The organism is Pseudoduganella rhizocola, assembly GCF_045984285.3.
In the GTDB taxonomy this organism is placed as follows: Bacteria; Pseudomonadota; Gammaproteobacteria; order Burkholderiales; family Burkholderiaceae_D; genus Rugamonas.
On record NZ_JBJQIK030000003.1, the window covers coordinates 424,894 to 440,730 of the forward strand.

General features: G+C 63.4%; 19 protein-coding genes. 8 read left to right on the plus strand and 11 right to left on the minus strand.

The annotated features are described in order from the left end of the window. Window positions 1-164 precede the first annotated feature (164 nt). Entirely contained in the window at window positions 165-563 is a 399-nt protein-coding gene (locus ACJRPG_RS09145; protein WP_407999751.1) for a VOC family protein, read from the plus strand. A gap of 4 nt (window positions 564-567) precedes the next feature. Here ACJRPG_RS09145 and ACJRPG_RS09150 read toward each other — a convergent pair whose 3' ends face one another. Continuing rightward, window positions 568-2,772 carry an OsmC domain/YcaO domain-containing protein gene (locus tag ACJRPG_RS09150; protein WP_407999752.1) on the minus strand — a complete coding sequence of 735 codons (2,205 nt, stop codon included), beginning with the start codon at window positions 2,770-2,772 and terminating at the stop codon, window positions 568-570. Between the two features lie 130 nt (window positions 2,773-2,902). Here ACJRPG_RS09150 and ACJRPG_RS09155 point away from each other — a divergent pair, with 130 nt between their 5' ends. Further along, window positions 2,903-3,433: a hypothetical protein gene (locus ACJRPG_RS09155; RefSeq protein WP_407999753.1), complete on the plus strand. Its 531-nt coding sequence runs from the start codon at window positions 2,903-2,905 to the stop codon at window positions 3,431-3,433. Between the two features lie 4 nt (window positions 3,434-3,437). Here the strand turns inward: ACJRPG_RS09155 and ACJRPG_RS09160 are convergent, their stop codons facing one another. Genes ACJRPG_RS09160 through ACJRPG_RS09175 form a run of 4 tightly spaced genes read right to left on the minus strand, consistent with a single transcriptional unit; the run spans window position 3,438 to window position 4,751 of the window. Then, complete coding sequence (locus tag ACJRPG_RS09160; protein WP_407999754.1) at window positions 3,438-3,827, minus strand: DUF1801 domain-containing protein; 390 nt, start codon at window positions 3,825-3,827, stop codon at window positions 3,438-3,440. Beyond that, window positions 3,824-4,021 (minus strand): hypothetical protein, encoded by a 198-nt coding sequence (locus tag ACJRPG_RS09165; RefSeq protein WP_407999755.1) that lies wholly within the window; start codon window positions 4,019-4,021, stop codon window positions 3,824-3,826. The genes ACJRPG_RS09160 and ACJRPG_RS09165 overlap by 4 nt, the downstream gene beginning before the upstream one ends. Then, window positions 4,018-4,431 carry an SRPBCC family protein gene (locus tag ACJRPG_RS09170; RefSeq protein WP_407999756.1) on the minus strand — a complete coding sequence of 138 codons (414 nt, stop codon included), beginning with the start codon at window positions 4,429-4,431 and terminating at the stop codon, window positions 4,018-4,020. Before ACJRPG_RS09170 ends, ACJRPG_RS09165 begins: the two co-directional genes overlap by 4 nt. Further along, complete coding sequence (locus ACJRPG_RS09175; RefSeq protein ID WP_407999757.1) at window positions 4,428-4,751, minus strand: ArsR/SmtB family transcription factor; 324 nt, start codon at window positions 4,749-4,751, stop codon at window positions 4,428-4,430. Before ACJRPG_RS09175 ends, ACJRPG_RS09170 begins: the two co-directional genes overlap by 4 nt. A gap of 153 nt (window positions 4,752-4,904) precedes the next feature. Between ACJRPG_RS09175 and ACJRPG_RS09180 the strand changes: the two genes are divergently transcribed. Continuing rightward, window positions 4,905-5,327 carry a RidA family protein gene (locus tag ACJRPG_RS09180; RefSeq protein WP_407999758.1) on the plus strand — a complete coding sequence of 141 codons (423 nt, stop codon included), beginning with the start codon at window positions 4,905-4,907 and terminating at the stop codon, window positions 5,325-5,327. 2 nt (window positions 5,328-5,329) lie between these two features. On the opposite strand, the gene ACJRPG_RS09185 is transcribed toward ACJRPG_RS09180, so the two are convergent. Further along, window positions 5,330-5,635: a TFIIB-type zinc ribbon-containing protein gene (locus ACJRPG_RS09185; RefSeq protein WP_407999759.1), complete on the minus strand. Its 306-nt coding sequence runs from the start codon at window positions 5,633-5,635 to the stop codon at window positions 5,330-5,332. Between the two features lie 66 nt (window positions 5,636-5,701). After that, window positions 5,702-6,505: an MBL fold metallo-hydrolase gene (locus tag ACJRPG_RS09190; RefSeq protein ID WP_407999760.1), complete on the minus strand. Its 804-nt coding sequence runs from the start codon at window positions 6,503-6,505 to the stop codon at window positions 5,702-5,704. A gap of 57 nt (window positions 6,506-6,562) precedes the next feature. Between ACJRPG_RS09190 and pdxR the strand changes: the two genes are divergently transcribed. Beyond that, the gene (gene pdxR, locus ACJRPG_RS09195) at window positions 6,563-8,032 is read left to right on the plus strand and encodes a MocR-like pyridoxine biosynthesis transcription factor PdxR (RefSeq protein WP_407999761.1); all 1,470 of its coding nucleotides are present in this window, start codon (window positions 6,563-6,565) and stop codon (window positions 8,030-8,032) included. Here pdxR and ACJRPG_RS09200 read toward each other — a convergent pair. The 4 genes from ACJRPG_RS09200 to ACJRPG_RS09215 all read right to left on the minus strand — a co-directional run bounded on the left by ACJRPG_RS09200 (window position 8,013) and on the right by ACJRPG_RS09215 (window position 9,549). Continuing rightward, window positions 8,013-8,423, minus strand: coding sequence for a VOC family protein (locus ACJRPG_RS09200; protein WP_407999762.1), 411 nt, complete (start codon window positions 8,421-8,423; stop codon window positions 8,013-8,015). The genes pdxR and ACJRPG_RS09200 overlap by 20 nt on opposite strands. An 87-nt stretch (window positions 8,424-8,510) precedes the next feature. Next, window positions 8,511-8,855, minus strand: a complete 345-nt coding sequence (locus ACJRPG_RS09205) for an ArsR/SmtB family transcription factor (RefSeq protein WP_407999763.1) — start codon at window positions 8,853-8,855, stop codon at window positions 8,511-8,513. Beyond that, window positions 8,830-9,294 (minus strand): SRPBCC family protein, encoded by a 465-nt coding sequence (locus tag ACJRPG_RS09210; RefSeq protein WP_407999764.1) that lies wholly within the window; start codon window positions 9,292-9,294, stop codon window positions 8,830-8,832. Before ACJRPG_RS09210 ends, ACJRPG_RS09205 begins: the two co-directional genes overlap by 26 nt. 69 nt (window positions 9,295-9,363) lie before the next feature. Further along, on the minus strand, window positions 9,364-9,549 hold the full coding sequence (locus tag ACJRPG_RS09215; protein WP_407999765.1) for a DUF1653 domain-containing protein: 186 nt from the start codon (window positions 9,547-9,549) through the stop codon (window positions 9,364-9,366). Between the two features lie 93 nt (window positions 9,550-9,642). On the opposite strand from ACJRPG_RS09215, the gene ACJRPG_RS09220 reads away from it, so the two are divergent. From ACJRPG_RS09220 to ACJRPG_RS09235, 4 genes are all read left to right on the plus strand, one after another. Next, on the plus strand, window positions 9,643-11,613 hold the full coding sequence (locus tag ACJRPG_RS09220; RefSeq protein ID WP_407999766.1) for a peptidase U32 family protein: 1,971 nt from the start codon (window positions 9,643-9,645) through the stop codon (window positions 11,611-11,613). A 111-nt stretch (window positions 11,614-11,724) separates the two neighbouring features. Beyond that, window positions 11,725-12,780, plus strand: a complete 1,056-nt coding sequence (locus ACJRPG_RS09225; protein ID WP_407999767.1) for a serine hydrolase domain-containing protein — start codon at window positions 11,725-11,727, stop codon at window positions 12,778-12,780. 119 nt (window positions 12,781-12,899) lie between these two features. Continuing rightward, on the plus strand, window positions 12,900-13,388 hold the full coding sequence (locus tag ACJRPG_RS09230) for a hypothetical protein (RefSeq protein ID WP_407999768.1): 489 nt from the start codon (window positions 12,900-12,902) through the stop codon (window positions 13,386-13,388). Window positions 13,389-13,409: 21 nt separating this feature from the next. Next, window positions 13,410-15,836 (plus strand): bifunctional diguanylate cyclase/phosphodiesterase, encoded by a 2,427-nt coding sequence (locus ACJRPG_RS09235; protein WP_407999769.1) that lies wholly within the window; start codon window positions 13,410-13,412, stop codon window positions 15,834-15,836. Window position 15,837 lies beyond the last annotated feature (1 nt).

Sequence of the window (15,837 nt, forward strand, 5' to 3'; positions counted from 1 at the left end):
AAAAGACTCACTTTTTCTGCCGGAAGATAGTGTTTTTCGCTCTATGACGATCAATCAATGACGGGGCACAATTACGTAAGCGCGCTGTGTCGATTTTGTGTCACGCCGCCCGTCGTATGCTTGATGCACCGGTCGCCTCAACACACATCAACAAAGGACACTCTATGAAGAATCAGATCATCCTCAACCTGCCCGTGAAGGATCTGGCAAAGTCCAAGGCCTTCTTTTCCGCTATCGGCTTCACTTTCAATGCCCGGTTCAGCAGCGAGAACGCGGCGTTCATGAACATCGTCGACGGTACCATCCAGGCCATGCTGACGACTGAACCCTTCTTCAAGTCGCTGATCGACAAGCCGCTCGCGAACGCCAGGGAGGCCAATGAACTCGTCATTTGCCTGAATTGCGATACCCGCGAAGAACTCGACAGCCTGATCGCCAAAGCCGCCGCAGCCGGCGCCCGGATACCGCATCCCCCCGAAGACCACGGCTTTATGTACGACCAGGGCTTCGAGGATATCGACGGCCACCTGTGGAACCTGGTCTGGACAGCGCCGGAAGCCTGATCCCTTAGCGAACCGCTGCCGCGAACTTCGCGCGTGCCGCGTGCAGTTTGCGGTAGCTGTCGATCAGGCGCTCGTGGCGTTCCAGCCCTTCCAGCTGCATGCTGGCCGGCGTCAGGCCGAAGAAACGTACGCTGCCGTCGATCGCGCCGAGCGCGGCGTCCATGCGGACGTCGCCGAACATGCGGCGGAAGTTCACCACGTAGTCGTCCAGCTCCATTTCCTCGTCCAGGTGCACTTCCAGCACTGCATTCAGCGCCTGGTAGAACAGCCTGCGTTCGACCGTGTTGTCGTTGTACTGCAGGAAGGCGCCGGCCAGCTCCTGCGCTTCCCCAAATTGCTTCAGCGCGAGATTAATCAGCAGCCGCAGTTCCAGCACGGTCAGCTGGCCCCATTCGGTGTTCTCGTCGAACTCGATGCCGATCAGGGTCGCGATGTCGCCGTATTCGTCCAGCTCATTGTTTTCCAGGCGATCCAGCAGCGCTTCCAGGCTGGCGTCATCCAGCCGGTGCAGGTTCAGGATATCGGAACGGAACAGCAGCGCCTTGTTGGTGTTGTCCCAGATGAGATCCTCCACGGGATAGATTTCCGAATAGCCCGGCACCAGGATCCGGCATGCGGTGGCGCCCAGGTGCTCATACACGGCCATATAGGTTTCCTTGCCCATGTCTTCGAGGATGCCGAACAAAGTGGCAGCTTCTTCGGCATTCGAGTTCTCGCCCTGGCCGGAGAAATCCCATTCCACGAAGTCGTAATCCGATTTGGCGCTGAAGAAGCGCCACGACACGATGCCGCTGGAGTCGATGAAGTGTTCGACAAAGTTATAGGGCTCGGTCACGGCGTTGCTCTCGAAGGTAGGCTGAGGCAGGTCGTTCAGGCCTTCGAAGCTGCGGCCCTGCAGCAGTTCAGTGAGGCTGCGCTCCAGTGCCACCTGCAGGCTCGGGTGCGCGCCGAAGGACGCGAACACGCCGCCGGTGCGCGGATTCATCAGGGTCACGCACATCACCGGATACTGGCCGCCGAGCGAGGCATCTTTCACCAGCACCGGGAAACCCTGTTCTTCCAGGCCGCGGATGCCGGCCACGATGCCGGGGTATTTCGCCAGCACTTCGTCCGGCACATCGGGCAATGCGATCTCCCCTTCCAGGATCTCGCGTTTGACCGCCCTCTCGAAAATCTCAGACAGGCATTGCACCTGCGCCTCGGCCAGCGTATTCCCGGCGCTCATGCCGTTGCTGACGAAGAGGTTTTCGACCAGGTTGGATGGGAAATACACCACTTCGCCGTCCGACTGCCGCACATAGGGCAGCGAGCAGATGCCGCGTTCCACGTTGCCGGAGTTGGTGTCGTACAGGTGCGAACCACGCAGTTCGCCGTCCGCGTCGTAAATTTCGAGGCAATACTCGTCCAGGATCTCTGCGGGCAGCGCATCATCGGGGCCGGGCTTGAACCAGCGCTCTTCAGGATAATGCACGAACTCCGCATTGGCCAGGTCTTCGCCCCAGAACGCGCCGGCGTAGAAATGGTTATTGCTGACGCGCTCGATGTATTCGCCCAGCGCGGAGGCCAGCGCGCTTTCCTTGGTCGAGCCTTTGCCGTTGGTGAAGCACATCGGCGAATGCGCATCGCGGATGTGCAGCGACCACACATTGGGCACGATATTGCGCCACGAGGCGATTTCGATCTTGATGCCGATATCCGCCAGCACCTGCGTCATGTTGGCGATGGTTTGTTCCAGCGGCAGATCCTTGCCCGGAATGTAGGTGCGCCCTTCCCCGGCCGGATTCATGGTCAGCAGCGCCTGCGCATCCGCATCCAGGTTCTCGACTTCCTCAATCACAAACTCCGGGCCGGCCTGCACCACCTTCTTCACCGTGCAGCGGTCGATGGAGCGCAGGATGCCCTGCCGGTCCTTCTCGGAGATATCCGGCGGCAGCTCAACCTGGATCTTGAAGATCTGCTGGTAGCGGTTTTCAGGATCGACGATATTGTTCTGCGACAGGCGGATATGTTCGGTCGGGATATCGCGGGTATTGCAGTACAACTTCACGAAGTAAGCCGCACACAGGGCCGATGAGGCGAGGAAGTAATCGAAGGGGCCTGGCGCCGAGCCATCGCCCTTGTAGCGGATCGGCTGGTCGGCGATGACGGTGAAATCATCGAACTTGGCTTCAAGACGAAGCTTATCGAGGAAGTTGACTTTAATTTCCATGGGGATTCCAAATGATGCGCAAATGCGGCGTAGCCGCTATTATCCGCTACCTCGGCGACATCGCGTAGTCCCAGCAAATCCCCGCCGCTGGCCCTAGCCGTGCGGCTCGCAGATGAATAGAGTGCTTTTCATGAAAACTCTACTGCCTGCGATCTTCCTGCTATATGCCCTGGGCCCGGCGGCCGCCGCCGATGGCCAGCGCGACTTCGACTGGGAAATCGGCAGCTGGGACACCCAGCTGATGCGCCTGCGCGAACCGCTCAGCGGCAAAACCGACTGGATCGCCTACACCGGCACCTCGGTGGTGAAACCGGTAATGGACAAGCGCGCCAACCTGGTGGAGCTGGATGTGCGCGGCCCCGCCGGCCGCATCACCGGCGTATCGCTGCGCCTCTACGAGCCGGCCAGCGGCGAATGGACGCTGAACTTTGCCAATCTGGCCAACGGCCGCATGACGGAACCGATGCGCGGCGCCTTCAAAGACGGCGTGGGAACCTTCTTCGGCGACGACATGGTGGACGGCCGCAAGGTGCGCGTCCGCTTCCTGGTCATTCCTGTATCGAGCACGCAATGGCGGTTCGAACAGGCCTATTCCATCGATGGCGGCCAGGCCTGGGAGACCAACTGGGTCGCCATCGATACCCGCCGCGCGGGCGGCTGAGCATTCAGGCCGGGGCTTTCGCCCGCTTTTTAGGCGCCGAATTCAGGGCTGCTGCAGCGCGGATCAGCTCCTTGAACGCCTTGGCATCGAGCTCCTCGCCTTCGCGGATGTCGATCGCGCGCCGCGCATTGCCGTCCAGGCTGGAATTGAACAGCCCGGCCGGGTCGCTCACCGAGGCGCCTTTGAGGAAGGTGAGCTTCACGTGCGACTTGTAGGTTTCGCCGGTGCAGATAATGCCCTTGTGCGAGAACACGGGCGTGCCCATCCACTTCACCTCCTCGACCACTTCCGGCACCGCTTCATGGATCAGCGCGCGCACACGGCTCAGCGTGGCGCCGCGCCAGTCGCCCAGCTTTGCGATTTTCTCGTCAATCTGAACCGAAGCTTCAGTCATGGATTGCTCCTTGTGAAGAGGCGGCGGACAAGATGTCCCTTCCACATCCACAGGCCCGCCAGCACTATGGCGGGCATGAAGACGTAGCGCGTCGGCCCTGCGTAGCTGGGCAGGACCTCGAAGGGACTATACACGTATCCGATAATCGGAATCGCCAGCAGCAGGTGCAGCCAGCGTAGCAGCGCCCGCATCATGCGAACTCCTTCGCCGCCAGCTCTTCCAGCGAGTTGAAGAAGCGCTGCCAGCCGAATTTGGCGCCCTGGTAGGCCTGTTCCTGGTCCGGACGGAAGCCCGCCTGTTCCATGCGCAGGTGGGTGCCCTTGCCAGTAGCTTCCAGCGTCCAAGTCACCACGCTTTCCAGGCCGTGGGCGGACCAGGTGTAGGACAGGGTACGCTGCGGCTCCACTTCCCTCACCTCGCAGTTGACTGCGCCCCACTCCGCCGTGAAGTTGAAATGATGGCCCGGCTGGGGCACGAAATCGTTCTTCATCAGCCAGGCTTCGATCAGGTGCGGCTGGGTCAGCGCGCGCCAGAGCTTTTCCGGGGGATAGGGGAACTCCCGTTCAACAACAACGGTACGGAGCGCGGTTGCGGTGTCGTTCATTGGTCCATCCTTTTCAACAGGTCTTCAAGATCGTCGAACCGGCTTTCCCAGAAGCGGGTCATCTGGTTGGTCCAGTCGAGCAAGGGCGACAGCGCCTTGAGCTGGGCGCTGTAATGGGTTTGCCGTCCTTCATGCCGGTCCTGCACGAGTCCGGCCTGCTTGAGTACGGCGAGATGCTTGGAAACGGCCGGCTGCGAGACCTGCCCCTGTGCCGTCAGGCCGCCAACGGTCTGCTCGCCGCCGGCACAAAGCTTTTCGAACAGGGCCCGCCGCGTGGGGTCGGCCAGCGCGCGGAACAGTGCATCGGGGGAATTGTGCATGTCAATCCATAGCCAGTGAGTTATGGATTAAACTATAACCAAACGGTTATTGATCGTCAAGCGCTGGTTCCAGAAATATTCAGGAGCTGGTACTAGTCTTGCCGGCGCCGTATCGATACCATCGGCCGGTCGTCCCAACATGGAGGAGTACTGATGAAGAAGCTGTTGATGGCTGCGCTGCTGCTGGCCCTGCCGCTGGGCGCGAGCGCGCAGGACAGGAAATGCTTCAATATGGATCCGGCCTTCGAGAACAGGATGGGCTATTGCCAGGCCGTCCGGGTCGGCGACACCCTGTATATCTCGGGCACGGCGGCGTCGGGCGATATGCCGGCGGCAATCGCCAAGGTATACGGCGACCTGAAGAAGACCCTGGCCGCGCACGGGCTGAGCTTTGCGGACGTGGTCAAGGAGAATGTATACGCAACCGACCTGGATGCCTTCATCAAGCATCACGAGCTCCGCAAGGCCATGTACACCAGCGCCTACCCTGCCGCCACCTGGCTGCAGGTGCCGCGCCTGTTCACGCCGGCCCTGGTGCTGGAAGTGGAACTGGTGGCGGTGTTCCCGCCGAAATAAGCTCAGTCGAAGTCGAACAGGTCGCTGAGGAAGCCCTCGCGCTTTTTCTTGTAGTGCGGGTGGCCATGGCCGCCGTGTTGCGGGTAGCGCGGGTCGGCATAGCGCGGATCGGGGGCGCGATGCGCTTGATGTTGCTGGGGCGGCGGCATCGGTGCCGAGGGGGGCGCGGCGCCAAGCGAACGGTCGATGATCTTGTCGAGTTCGCCGCGGTCCAGCCATACGCCGCGGCAGTTCGGGCAGTAATCGATTTCGATACCCTGGCGCTCGCTCATCACCAGGCTAACGTTTTTGCAGACTGGGCAGTCCATGAAAGCTCCTTTGCTGGATAAAGTCCTGCGGATGCTAGCACGCTGCCCTTTCCGTTTTCTTAATCTTCACTGAACCATGGCTTTGAAGTAACGCTGGAAGGAAGCGTCCACCGCGGCACGGCCGCCGCCGACGATGTTGCGCCCCCAGCTGTAGCCGTACACGTCCTCGAACTGCAGGGAAGCCAGGCGCTGCTGCATCGCCCGCACATCGGCCACCGGCATCGGCATGAAGTTCGGGTAGCTGTACAGGAAGCCCACATGGCGGCGGTCTGTCGCCACCTGCGGCGAATCGCCAACGAACAGCGCTCCCTGTCCTGCTCCGCGGTCCCAGTGCAGCACCGTGCTGCCGGGGAAATGGCCGCCGGTGCGCACCAGCGTCACATCGCCGCCAAGCGCATGGAAGTCGCCTTCCCAGAACTCGATCAGCGGCGAGGGATGCACCACCCAGGCCTTGTCCGCCGCATTCAGCAGGATGGGAACCCCGCCCAGCGCCTCGCTCCAGCGCACCATCGAAGAATAGAAATGGGGATGGGAGATCACGATGCGGTCCACGCCGCCCGCTTCGCGCAGCCGCGCCACCGCTTCCGGCGTCACGAGGCTCACGCATTCCCACAGCACATTGCCCGATGCCGTCGGCAACAGCAGCATGCGTTGGGGAATGGCGAAACTGCCGTTCATGTCGATCGCAAGCAGGCCCGCATCCTCGCCGATGCGCAGCGCATGGCGCGCGCCCAGCGCCTCGTGCGTGGTCCAGGTTTGCCCTTCCCAGCCCACATATTGCCGCTCGTCGAGGCAGATGGGGCAGGCTTCCGGTGGCACGTGTCCGGGAGCAAATTGAGTGCCGCAGGTATCGCAGATATAGGTGTCCATGGCTTCGATCTTATGAGAGAATCCGGCTCCATCAAAGGCTCAGTTCCGGGAAAACTTATGGAACCAGTTTTGCCCTTCGGGATACTTCAGGATGCAGCGCGCGACGGCGGCCTGACCAGGACCCTGCACCGCCAGCTGCGCACCGCCATCATCGAAGGCCGCCTGCCCGCAGGCTATGCGCTGCCTTCCTCGCGCCAGCTGGCCAGCCAGCTGCAGATCGGCCGCAACACCGTCGTTGCCGCCTACGACCAGCTGGTGGCTGCAGGCTTTGCCCGCAGCCGTCCCGGCGCCCGGCTTACCGTCTGCACCCCGGGCGCGGCCGATACCCCCACCGCTGCGCCGGCCGGCGGTCCTGCCCGTGCCGACGACCAGCGCATCGCCGCAGCATGGCGCCAGCCCTCGCAGCGCCTCACATGCGATCCGCCGCTCGCCGTGCGCTCCTTCCGCACCGGCGTGCCCGAACACGCCTTCTTCGAGCACGAGATCTGGCGCCGCCTCAATATGCGGGCGCTGCGTGCGGCAGCCCAGCAGCCCTTCCACTACGGCATGGCGCAGGGTCTCCCCGCGCTGCGCGAAGCCATTGCAGGCCATGTGGCGGCGGTGCGCGCCGTCGCCTGCGGGCCGGAAGACCTTTTCATCACCTCCGGCGCGCAGGAAGGCTTCGACATGCTGGCCCGCCTGCTCGTTACGCCCGGCCTCACACAGGTGGCGGTGGAAGATCCCGGCTACCCGCCGCTGCATGCCGCCTTCAGGGCCGCAGGCGCCATCCTGGTGCCGGTGGCCGTGGATGGCGAAGGCTTGCGGGCCGACCTGGTGCCCGATGGCGTCAGCATCATCTGCGTGACGCCCTCGCACCAGTCGCCCACCGGCGCGGTGATGCCGCCTGCACGCCGCGCCGCCCTGCTGGCGCGCGCCCGCAGCCTGGACGCCGTCGTCATCGAAGACGACTACGACGGCGAGTTCCTGTACGGCCAGCATCCGCCTGACGCGCTGCAGACCCTGGACCGCGAAGACCGCGTGTTCTACGTCGGCACCTTCTCGAAAAGCCTGTTCCCGGCCATCCGCAAGGGCTTCGTGGTGGCGCCGCGCTGGGCAAGGGATGCGCTGGTCGATATCAAGCGCGTCGCAGGCACCAATGCGGATGTGGTGCCGCAGGCCACGCTGGCGGAATTCATCACCGGCGGCCACCTGGCGCGGCATATCCGCCGCATGCGCCCCGTTTATGCCCAGCGAAGGCGCGCCTTCGAGCAGGCCGCACAGCAGCACTGGGCCGGCTGGATGCGGGTGCAGCCCGGCAATGCCGGCCTGCACCTGAGCACCCTGATCCTGGACCCGGCGCTGGAAAGCACGGTGGCCGCCTGCGCGCGCCAGCACCTGCCGGGCGCGCTGCCGCTGTCGGTGTTCAGTATCGGCGCCAACCGGGTGCCGGGGCTGTGCATCGGCTTCGGCAGCGCGGATGTGGACCAGATCACGAAAGCGGTGCGCGCGCTGGGCGCGGCCGTGCGTCTCAGTCTGGATGCGGGATAGCGGCCGGGTCCATCCATATGGTTTCCCAGACGTGGCCGTCGAGGTCCGTCAAGCTGCGGCCGTACATGAAGCCCAGGTCCAGCACCGGGTTGATGTCGGCCTGGCCGCCCTGCTCTCCCGCGATGCGGGTCAGCTCGTCCACCTCGCCGCGGCTTTCGCAGGACAGGCAGAGCAATACCTCGCTGGACGTTGCCGGCGGAATCGGGCGGGTGGTGAAACTGCGCCATTTGTCGTGCGTGAGCAGCATCACGTGGATGGAATCGCTCAGCACCATGCAGGCCGCCGTCTCGTCGGTGAAATGGGGATTGTTGGTGAACCCGATTGCCGTATAAAAGGCCATTGAGGCTTTGAGATCGGCTACGGGCAGGTTGATGAAGATTTTGCGGCTCATTTGATTCTCCGTTTCTGGAATTTGTCGGTCACTACATAGCCACGACGAACGGCAAATCCGGAAATCGACAGGAAAATCAAAATATTTTCAGGGGTTCTCTTCCACGAAGGTTTTCAGGCGACCCAGCGCCGCTTCCCATTGCCGGCCGATAAGGTCGAGCGCGCGGCGCGCCTCGTCGATCTGCGCCGGCTCCAGCTGCCACAGGCGCTCGCGCCCCTGCCGCACATCGCGCACCACGCCGGCGGCGGCCAGCACCTGCAGGTGCTTGGTCACGCCCTGGCGGCTGATCTCCGTGCCGGCGGTGAGCTGGGCGATGGAGAAGGCGCCGCCCGCGCACAGCAGGGCGACCAGCTGCAGCCGCGTGGGATCGCCCAGCGCCGCGAAAATGGCGGCCGACGCGCTGAGCTTATGGCTGAGCGCCGATGTGCTCAACGATGTTCTCCATCTGCGCATCCCAGCCGCCGCTGTTCATGCGGAATGCTTCCTCGCGGCGGTGCGCAGGCACCTTGTCGAAGCCCGATTCCACCACGATCAGCCGGGTGCCGCCCGGCGCATCGCTCAGGGTGAACACCACGGTGGTGTGCTCCTCCTGGGAATAGTCGGTTGCCGGGTCGATTGCATAGGGATGCCAGTGGAACACCAGCTGCTCCTGCGGCTGCACACGGTCCACCAGGGCCTTGAACATGATGTGTTCATAGCCGGGATGCGTGATGTGGCCCTCGACAGGTCGGCCCGCAACGAAAGCCTGGCCTTTCAGGTTCACGCCGAACCAGTTGCCGAATTCCTCGGCATTGGCCAGCGCCCGCCACACGCGCTCGCGTGGGGCCTTGATGAATACACTGCGTTCGATGCGGTCGGTATCGGATGCCATCACACACTCCTCAAGGTTGGATGTGCCGATTATGCATCAATGCGGCAGAAATGCAACCATATAGTTGCATTAAATCGGGGTGAAGCGCTGCATGGTCTTGCCGTCCACCTCGATCATCTCGAAGAACACTTCGCGCGGGCGGCACCAGATGCTGCCGTCGGCGGCGCGATAGACGATCATCTTGCTGAGGTCCGATTCCAGCGTGGCTTCGCAGACATGTTCATAGATGCCGCCCTTGTAGTGCCGGTATTGCATGGTCTTTCCTTTCAGAATAAGCAGGCGCCATATTAGATTGCGGGCGCGGTTCGCGCTATAATTTCCGCCTTCCCTGCCCGACGAGCCTTCGCCATGTCCCTGCTTGACCACCAGATTGAACTGCTTTCGCCAGCCAAAACCGCCGAGATCGGCCGTGAAGCCATCCTGCATGGGGCGGACGCGGTGTATATCGGCGGCCCGGCATTCGGCGCACGCCATAACGCCAGCAATCCGCTGGAAGACATTGCCGCCCTGGTGGAGTTCGCGCACCGCTACCGTTCCCGCATCTTCGTGACCATGAACACCATCATGCACGATTCGGAACTGGAGCTGGCGCGCAAGCAGATCTGGCAGCTGTACGAAGCGGGCGTGGATGCACTGATCATCCAGGACATGGGCCTGCTCGAAATGGATCTGCCGCCGATCCAGCTGCACGCCAGCACGCAGTGCGACATCCGCACCGTGGAAAAAGCGGCCTTCCTTGGCAAGGTGGGCTTCTCCCAGCTGGTGCTGGCGCGCGAACTCACGGTGGAACAGATCCGCAAGATCCGCGCCGAAGTCGATACGCCGCTCGAATACTTCGTGCATGGCGCGCTGTGCGTGGCCTTCTCCGGCCAGTGCTATATCTCGCATGCCGATACCGGCCGCAGCGCCAACCGCGGCGACTGCTCCCAGGCCTGCCGCCTGCCCTACACGCTGTCCGACAGCCAGGGCCGCGTGGTCGCCTATGAAAAGCACCTGCTGTCGATGAAGGACAATGACCAGAGCCGCAACCTGGAAGCGCTGATCGACGCGGGCATCCGCTCCTTCAAGATCGAAGGCCGCTACAAGGACATGGGCTATGTGAAGAACATCACGGGCCACTACCGCAAGCTGATCGACGAAGTGCTGGAACGCCGCCCCGAACTGCAGCGCGCCTCCAGCGGCCGTACGGAGCTGATGTTCACGCCGGACGTGGACAAGAACTTCCACCGCGGCCACACCGATTACTTCGCCCAGGGCCGCCAGGCCGACATCGGCGCCTTCGACACGCCGAAATACGTAGGCGTGGAACTCGGCACCGTGGTCCGCATCGGCGGCGACCACCTCGACCTCGTGACCAACGCGCCGATGGCGAACGGCGATGGCCTGAACTACATGCACAAGCGCGAAACGGTCGGCATCAAGGTCAACACCGTCACCAAGCTTGGCGAGGAAGCGGAAGGCCAGCGCTGGCGCGTGTTCCCGAACGAGCCGCTGAGCGCCCTGCCCGGCCTGAAAACCGGCACCGTCATCAACCGCAACGGCGACCACCAGTGGGAAGCGGCGCTGCATAAGAAGTCTTCAGAGCGCAAGGTCGCTGCCTTCCTGAAACTGTCCGAGCATGCCGATGGCCTGCGCCTCACCATCACCGACGAAGACGGCATCGTCAGCGTGACCGACGCCGCGATTCCCTTCCAGCCTGCGCAGCAGGCGGCGCAGGCCGAGGCCTCGCTGCGCACCAGCGTGGGAAAGCTGGGCAGCACCATGTTCGAAGCGAAGGAAGTGGAACTGGCCCTGCCGCGTCCATGGTTCGTGCCTTCGGCAGCCATCAACGGCCTGCGCCGCGACGCCATCGCCGCCCACGAGGCAGCCCGTCTCGCGGCCTGGGAACGCCCGGAACGCAAGGCGCCGGAAGAACCGCCCGCGCAATATCCTGAAACCCAGCTCAGCTACCTCGCCAACGTCTACAACGAGAAGGCGCGCGCCTTCTACCACAAGCACGGCGTGGGCCTGATCGATGCGGCCTACGAGTCGCATGAAGAGCCGGGCGAAGTGTCGCTGATGATCACCAAGCACTGCCTGCGCTTCTCCTTCAACCTGTGCCCGAAACAGGCCAAGGGCGTGCAAGGCGTACAGGGCCAGGTGCGCGCGGAGCCGATGACGCTGGTAAGCGGCGACGAACGCTACACCCTGCGCTTCGACTGCAAGCCCTGCGAAATGCATGTGGTGGGCGCGATGAAAACCAATATCCTGAACTCGCCGCCGCCATCGGCCGTGGCTTACAGCCCGCTGGTGTTCCACCGCCAGCGCCCGCGTGCCTGACCCTGTCCAGGCGCAGTTCAGCCCCCGATTTCGACCACTCGTCGTGCCGCGCTTGAGGGACGGCGCCTGCCTGCTTAGCATGCGCATGTCCCAAACCACGACGAGGAATCCATGCGCATCTTTTTCGCCGCAGGCCTGCTGGCCGCCACCCTGACCGCCCACGCCGCCGACCTGTCGCGCCTTGACGCCGACGTTCCGGCGCAGATGAAGAAGTCGGGCATTCCCAGCGTTTCGATCGCCCTTATCGAGAACGGCAAGATCACCACCGTGCGCACATGGGGCGAACAGTCGGCCGGCGTGCCCGCGACGAACGAAACGCAGTACAACATCGCATCGCTGACCAAGCCCATTTCGGCCGAAGTCGTGCTGCGCCTCGCCTCCGAGGGCAAGCTGGATCTCGATGAACCGATGTATACCGCCTGGGTCGATCCCGACTTGGCCAACGACGAACGCCACAAGCTGCTGACGCCCCGCATCGCGCTGTCGCACCGCACCGGCTTCCCCAACTGGCGCGGCAAGGCCGGCCTGAAGTTCACGCTTGGAGCGCCCGGCGCGCAGTACGGCTATTCGGGCGAAGGCATGCAGTATGTGGCCAATTTCGCCGAGCGCAAGGCCGGCGCTACGCTTGACAAGCTCGGCCAGCAGCTGGTGTTCGCGCCGGCCGGCATGGCGAATACCCGCTACATCGAACCCGCGGAGCTGCTGCCGCGTATCGCGAAGCCGCACGATGCGGCAGGCAAGGAGCTCGAACCCACGCTGGCGGGCAAGGCCAATGCGGCCGACCTGGTCTACACCACGGCCGCCGACTACGCGCGCTTCATGCTCGACGTGATCAATGACAAAGGCCTGACGCCACAGATCGCCGCCCAGCGCAGCGCCATCCAGACCGACCGCAAGGCGGAGATATGCAAGGGCAAGCTGGAGGCGGCCTGCCCGCAGACCATCGGCTTCGGACTGGGCTGGGAAGTATTCAACTTCCCGGGCGCCACCATCCTGATGCACACGGGCCGCGATCCAGGCCTGTGGACCCTGGCCTTCATTGACCGCAGCACCCGCAGCGGCGCGGTGTATCTCACCAATAGCGAGAAAGGCCACGAAGCAGTGTTCGCGATGCTGGAACACATCAACGCCAACCCGGACTTCCTGAACTTCCTGCGCGCGCACTGAAGCTTGGCGCCCGTGAGCGCCTGGAGCGGATTGCGGTCTGTATTCCTCCAATATTTCCAAGCGGATTGAGAAGCAAGGCCAGCTATAATTGCCATTCTCATCACTCACAGGAAGTCCGGATGAAAGTTATTGCACCAATTGCGGGCATCGTGCTCGCGGCAATGAGCGGCCTCGCCCAGGCGGATGACGCCTTCACCATGATCGAAAACAAGCCGGACAGCGCACTCTGGATCAATCCGGGCTTCTACTCCTACCACTTCCAGCGCGACAAGGGCTTCGACGACACGAATCCCGGCCTGGGCGTCGAGTACCGTTTCTCCACGGTGGCCTCGGTCACGGCAGGCCGTTTCCACAACAGCGACCGCGAAATGTCCAACTACGCGGGCGTGTACTACCAGCCGATCGCGTGGGGCCCGCTGCGCCTGGGCGCCGTGGTCGGCGGCTTCAACGGGTACCCCAAGATGCGCGACGGCGGCTGGTTCCTGGCCGCGATTCCTGTCGTGACGCTGGAGTACGAACGTGTAGGCGTGAACTTTGCTATCGTACCTACCTATAAGGAGCGCCTGCATGGCGCATTCTCGGTGCAGCTGAAATTCAAGCTGTTCTGAGCGGCGTCATACTAAGGTGGCATGGCGCAATACCCCCTGCCATGCGACGATGAGCACATGAACCACATCGCTACTGAAGAACAGCAGCATATCGCTGCCCAGGATCCCGTTACTGACGAGGTGCCGGAAGAGCTGCTGCGCCTTGCCAGCCATCTTTGCGGCTGCGAAGTCACGCCGGAAGCGCTGCTCGACGACAAGCGCCTGCTGGCGCTCGCCCCGTCCACCCTGGACGAGGGCAAGCGCCGCGCCCTGTGCGACGTGGCCTCGCTGGCGCGCAGCCAGCATGCGCTGCGCCGCAACCTGGCGCGCGCCGAAGGCTTCCTGTCCGGCTTCGCCGAGCACTCCCCCTCCCCTCTGTGGATCAAGGACCGCAGCGGCAGCTATGTGATGGGCAATGCCGCCCTGCTGGGCTTCTTCGGCATCCACAATATCGTGGGCAAGGACGACAGCCACTTCTGGCCGGAAGACGTGCGCCAGAGCCTGGAGGAGCAGGACCGAGCCGTGCTGGAAAACGGTGAAGTCATCAAGACCATGGAGACTTCGCACGACGGCCGGCGCCACTGGCTGGTGCATAAATTCCCGATCGATGTGGACGGCGAACCCTTCCTCGGCGGCTCGGCCATCGACATGACCACCGAGGTGGAGAAAGAGCGCGCCCTGATCCGGCACGATAATTTCTATGTGCTGCTGTCCAAGCTCTCGGCCATCATTTCGCGCGCCAAGACGCTGGAAGCGCTGTGCCTCGATACCTGCCGCGCCGCCGCTCACCAGCCGGGCATTGAGATCGTGGACATCTCGCGCGCCGACAGCGCCACGGGCGGCCTGAAGCTGTTCACTTCGGCTACCCGCGAAGGCGCCGAACACGAATGGCGCGACAGCGACAGCGGCACGCCTGACGGCAGCGCGGTGGCCGACTGGTTCGTGCCGGAACTGGCCGGCGCCGCCGTGTCCACCGGGACCATGCAGTTCTCGAACGACCTGAATACCGGCTGCCAGCGCCGCAAGATCGCCTCCTGCATGGCGATTCCGCTGATGGCGAACGGCAAATGCTGGGGCGTGATTTCCTTCTACTCGCGGCGCCAGGACTTCTTCGACAGCTTCTGGCGCGAGCGCGCCGGAGAGCTTGGAAATGAGCTGAGCTTCGGACTGGAACGCCTGATCAACGCCAAGGAGCTGCACCGCCTGGCGCGCACCAATGCGCTGTCCGGCCTGCCGAGCCGCCTGCAATTCGACGAGGAGATTGCTGCGCTGGCCGCGGCCAACGCCAGGGGTTCGGTGCTGCTCATCAATATCAACCGCTTCGACGAACTCAGTTCGGCCTACGGCAATTCGGCCGCCATCGGCCTGATGCGCGAATTTGCCCAGCGCCTGCGCGGCGAAGTGGCCGAGCGCATGGTGCTGTCGCATGTGGGCGTGGGCCGCTTCGCGCTGTTCTACCCGGCGGACGAGGCGCGCGCGCCGCTGGACTATATCCGCGACACGCTGGTGCCGCTGCTGCAGGGCTCCTACCAGATCGAGCAGCAGAAGATCTGGTGCACCATCAATGTGGGCGTGGCGTCGCTGCCGGAAGACGGCACCACGGCCGACGAACTGCTGGTGAAGGCCTGGGACGCATTGGCCGGGGCGCGCAATATGGATGAACGCATCGGCGTCTACGACCGTGACTCCGACCATGCGCTGGCGCGCCTGATCAGCCTTGAAGCCGAGCTGCGCGAAGCCGTGGACCGCAAGGAATTCGTCAATTTCTACCAGCCGAAGATCGACCTCAAAACTGGCCGGCTGGCGGGTGCGGAAGCGCTGGTGCGCTGGCGCCATCCCACGCGCGGCCTGGTGCCGCCGGTCGAATTCGTGCCCGTGCTGGAACGCACCGGCCTGGTGATCGAGGTCGGGCGGCAGGTGATGCAGCGCGCCATGGAGGACTGGCGCCAGTGGTATGACGATGGCCTGATGCCGCCGCAGATCGCGGTCAACGTGGCGCCGGCGCAGTTCCGCTGCGATTCGCTGTTCCACGATATCGAAACCTCGCTCAATATCGCCGAGGCGCATATGCAGCCGCTGTCCATCGAGATCACGGAAAGCGCGCTGGTGTCGGACCATGCGCGCGTGGTCGATATCCTGACCCGCGTGCGCAACCTGGAAGTGCCGATCGCGATCGACGATTTCGGCACCGGCTATTCCTCGCTGGCCTATCTCGTCACGCTGCCGGTGGATGTGCTGAAGGTGGACCGCTCCTTCGTGATGAAGATGACGCACGATGCGGGCTATATGGGCCTGGTCAGCACCATCGTGTCGCTGGCGCACAACCTGGACCTGAAGGTGGTGGCGGAAGGGATCGAAACGGAAGAGGAAGCGAAGCTGCTGCGGCTGCTGCGCTGCGAACAGGGACAGGGCTACCTTTACAGCCGCCCTGTCCCCGCCGAAGATTTCGCGGCGCTGCTGCGCCGCTAAG

Coding starts and splice junctions, on each gene's coding strand:
- ACJRPG_RS09145 (WP_407999751.1), top strand. CDS start 165: ATGAAGAATCAGATCATCCTCAACCTGCCCGTGAAGGATCTGGCAAAG.
- ACJRPG_RS09150 (WP_407999752.1), bottom strand. CDS start 2,772: ATGGAAATTAAAGTCAACTTCCTCGATAAGCTTCGTCTTGAAGCCAAG.
- ACJRPG_RS09155 (WP_407999753.1), top strand. CDS start 2,903: ATGAAAACTCTACTGCCTGCGATCTTCCTGCTATATGCCCTGGGCCCG.
- ACJRPG_RS09160 (WP_407999754.1), bottom strand. CDS start 3,827: ATGACTGAAGCTTCGGTTCAGATTGACGAGAAAATCGCAAAGCTGGGC.
- ACJRPG_RS09165 (WP_407999755.1), bottom strand. CDS start 4,021: ATGATGCGGGCGCTGCTACGCTGGCTGCACCTGCTGCTGGCGATTCCG.
- ACJRPG_RS09170 (WP_407999756.1), bottom strand. CDS start 4,431: ATGAACGACACCGCAACCGCGCTCCGTACCGTTGTTGTTGAACGGGAG.
- ACJRPG_RS09175 (WP_407999757.1), bottom strand. CDS start 4,751: ATGCACAATTCCCCCGATGCACTGTTCCGCGCGCTGGCCGACCCCACG.
- ACJRPG_RS09180 (WP_407999758.1), top strand. CDS start 4,905: ATGAAGAAGCTGTTGATGGCTGCGCTGCTGCTGGCCCTGCCGCTGGGC.
- ACJRPG_RS09185 (WP_407999759.1), bottom strand. CDS start 5,635: ATGGACTGCCCAGTCTGCAAAAACGTTAGCCTGGTGATGAGCGAGCGC.
- ACJRPG_RS09190 (WP_407999760.1), bottom strand. CDS start 6,505: ATGGACACCTATATCTGCGATACCTGCGGCACTCAATTTGCTCCCGGA.
- pdxR (WP_407999761.1), top strand. CDS start 6,563: ATGGAACCAGTTTTGCCCTTCGGGATACTTCAGGATGCAGCGCGCGAC.
- ACJRPG_RS09200 (WP_407999762.1), bottom strand. CDS start 8,423: ATGAGCCGCAAAATCTTCATCAACCTGCCCGTAGCCGATCTCAAAGCC.
- ACJRPG_RS09210 (WP_407999764.1), bottom strand. CDS start 9,294: ATGGCATCCGATACCGACCGCATCGAACGCAGTGTATTCATCAAGGCC.
- ACJRPG_RS09215 (WP_407999765.1), bottom strand. CDS start 9,549: ATGCAATACCGGCACTACAAGGGCGGCATCTATGAACATGTCTGCGAA.
- ACJRPG_RS09220 (WP_407999766.1), top strand. CDS start 9,643: ATGTCCCTGCTTGACCACCAGATTGAACTGCTTTCGCCAGCCAAAACC.
- ACJRPG_RS09225 (WP_407999767.1), top strand. CDS start 11,725: ATGCGCATCTTTTTCGCCGCAGGCCTGCTGGCCGCCACCCTGACCGCC.
- ACJRPG_RS09230 (WP_407999768.1), top strand. CDS start 12,900: ATGAAAGTTATTGCACCAATTGCGGGCATCGTGCTCGCGGCAATGAGC.
- ACJRPG_RS09235 (WP_407999769.1), top strand. CDS start 13,410: ATGGCGCAATACCCCCTGCCATGCGACGATGAGCACATGAACCACATC.